The sequence below is a fragment of the Leuconostoc sp. genome (genome assembly GCF_965300815.1).
On sequence record NZ_CBDKZH010000158.1, the window covers coordinates 1 to 2,273 of the forward strand.

General features: G+C 40.5%; 3 protein-coding genes. All 3 read left to right on the forward strand.

Annotation, left to right across the window (positions count from 1 at the left end):
* Positions 1 to 194: 194 nt before the first annotated feature.
* On the forward strand, positions 195 to 743 hold the full coding sequence (locus tag ACW12G_RS07585; protein WP_455647672.1) for an ImmA/IrrE family metallo-endopeptidase: 549 nt from the start codon (positions 195 to 197) through the stop codon (positions 741 to 743).
* Positions 744 to 755: 12 nt separating this feature from the next.
* Positions 756 to 1,250 carry a hypothetical protein gene (locus tag ACW12G_RS07590; RefSeq protein ID WP_455646939.1) on the forward strand — a complete coding sequence of 165 codons (495 nt, stop codon included), beginning with the start codon at positions 756 to 758 and terminating at the stop codon, positions 1,248 to 1,250.
* Positions 1,240 to 2,273, forward strand: a 1,034-nt coding sequence (locus ACW12G_RS07595) for an AAA family ATPase (RefSeq protein WP_455647673.1), incomplete at its 3' end; no start/stop codon positions are given. The genes ACW12G_RS07590 and ACW12G_RS07595, both read left to right, overlap by 11 nt.

Genomic DNA, 2,273 nt, shown 5'->3' on the forward strand with positions numbered 1-2,273 from the left:
CGGAGAACAAGCAAGTAGAAGTTAAGAATATTCAACACTAACCAATTGAGACAGTATTTGATGTGCGCCAAACTAACGCAACGCCAGAACAGCTGCCTGAACTGTTACCGAATCGGCCAATTAATCTAAAAACAGACCAGAGTCCGCAATGACTTGAGAATGCGTACCAAACATTAATCAAGTACGCGAAAGAGATGAAAATTCCAGTCATCGATAAAGGCGTGGATGATCAGTTGGTCAAACGCCCAATTACATGGCAAGGTCAGGCTAAGGGCGCGCTGGTGCAATCAAAGGATGATCCAAGCAAACGCGTAATCTATCTTCGCAGTGACTTAACACCAACTGATAAAATTCATACTTTGTCACATGAATTAGGACATGCAAAACTACACGATTTACGTCGAGGTGAAAAGTGGTCAAGAGAAATTAAAGAAACACAAGCGGAACTGACGGGGTATACAATCACTAAAAGTTTAGGAATTGATCCTGGCCAGAATTCTGTTCGTTACATTCAAAACTGGTCAAAAAAACTCAAAGCCTTAGAAGGCAATGATGCTGGCAAGATAATTCGCGAAGCGTTACAAGCAAGCACAGATGTTACGCACTATCTTTCAGATCATCTCTCAAATGGTATGAAACGCCAACCGACAATGGCTAAATTAGAACAGGCCGACAATCTGGCTGTTATGGAACAGAGTTATCAAGAAGTAAAAAATTCAATGCAAAAAACAATGAATCGATAAGGAGCGTCAAAAATGACAACCAAAGAATTAGCTGGTCAATTGATCAGTATTACGCATTCAGCTGAAGTCGTAATTCTATCATTCCATGAGGAGGGCCAGACTGGAACCGTTGCGTTCTCAATACCAAATCAGCGTTACCATGAGTTATTTCCTGCTGGAGAACCGGCACTAGGTGAAGAGATTGTTGTCATTATCGACCAGGATACTTTAGATAACGGTGAGACGACTGCCAAAATTCAAGCCGTTTATGATCCAAACGGTGATTTTATTCCTGTTGATGAAGTATCAGGAGACAACTTAATCACAGCTGCTGAAAATGATATTTATGCTGAACTACGTGCCCTGCGTGATCAACAAGTTGCTCAAATCACATTATCAGTTGATGAGTTAGAAGATTTAGCAAACGAACATGCGCATGAATCTGCAAAGGTTGGCCAAGTACAAGCCATTGATTATGGTGATTTGGTAACCGACCAGCTAGGAGAGGAGGGAAGCGATGGTGAGTAGCCCAACCCCATATTTAGACAAATACACCATTAATCTTTCGGAAAAAGTTGCTAAAAATCCTGATAAATTCCAAGCGTTTGAACGTGAAAACATTACGCAACGCGTTTTGATTTCGCTAGTGAAACAAATTCAAAACTCACCGCTACTGGTTGGGTTACCAGGTGTCGGAAAAACAGCCATTATTGAAGATTTAGCTCGTCAATTACTCAATACAAAGAATCCATTCTTGAAAGGGAAAAGAATTACCCAAATTTCATTGGCTAACTTAATGAATGCCAGCAATGGCGAATTATTTGCTTATAAATTGCAAAAGATAATCGATGAATTGATTGCAAATAGGGAGACAATATTTGCCTTTATTGATGAAATTCACCAGATTGTTGGCACAGGAGCATCAAATAGTGGCAGTGCTTTAGATGCCGGCAATATTCTCAAACCAGCATTGAGTCGTGATGATTTACAAATTATTGGTGCCACAACCACCAAAGAATTTCATGATTACATTGCACGCGACGGGGCTTTGATGCGGCGGTTTGATGTGGTTGAAGTGCCTGAATTAAGTTATCACCAAACGGCAAAACTATTGCCTAAAATTGGCCCACGACTAAATAATTCGATTGACGTACCAGATGACATTTATGAAAAAATCATGCAGTTTTCCCAACGCTATATTACTGATCGCTATTTTCCCGAAAAGGCCATCATGTTACTTGATAGCGCCTTAGGTGCAGCCAAAGTTAATCAGCATGCGATATTGACTGTTCACGACGTTGCACACATTATTCAGGCAGATTACAGCATACCAGAACATGTTATCAATCAAACGACCGATGACAGATTCCAAAACCTGTATGAGACGTTAAAGGCTCATGTTATTGGTCAAGATGACCAAATCAATAAATTAGTCAGGAAATTGATTAATCGTGCGGCCGGTTTAGCCGACACGAGTAAGCCAGAATCATTTCTTTTTATGGGTCCACCTGGTGTCGGCAAGACTGAACTATCTAAACAATTAGCGATTAG